This is a genomic window from Pantoea sp. GbtcB22, from assembly GCF_019091025.1.
Lineage (GTDB): Bacteria > Pseudomonadota > Gammaproteobacteria > Enterobacterales > Enterobacteriaceae > Pantoea > Pantoea leporis.
The window spans coordinates 1-257 of record NZ_JAGXKB010000392.1; the positions used below are offsets into that span (position 1 = coordinate 1).

At 61.5% G+C, this 257-nt stretch carries 1 protein-coding gene; it reads left to right on the forward strand.

Annotation, left to right across the window (positions count from 1 at the left end):
• The coding region (locus KVT28_RS25580) for a 4Fe-4S dicluster domain-containing protein (protein ID WP_306665701.1) at positions 1–257 on the forward strand (257 nt) is incomplete at both ends.

Below are 257 nucleotides of genomic sequence, written 5' to 3' on the forward strand. Positions count from 1 at the left end.
AAATGCACGCTGTGCGTCGATCGTGTCAATGTCGGTCAGGAACGGGCGTGCGTGAAAACCTGCCCGACCGGCGCGATTCACTTCGGCAGCAAAAGCGATATGCAGGCGCTGGCGGGTGAACGCGTGGCCGAGCTCAACACGCGCGGCTATGCCAACGCCGGCTTGTACGATCCGGAAGGCGTCGGCGGTTCGCACGTGATGTACGTGCTGCACCACGCCAACAAACCGCAGCTCTATCACGGTTTGCCGGATAATCC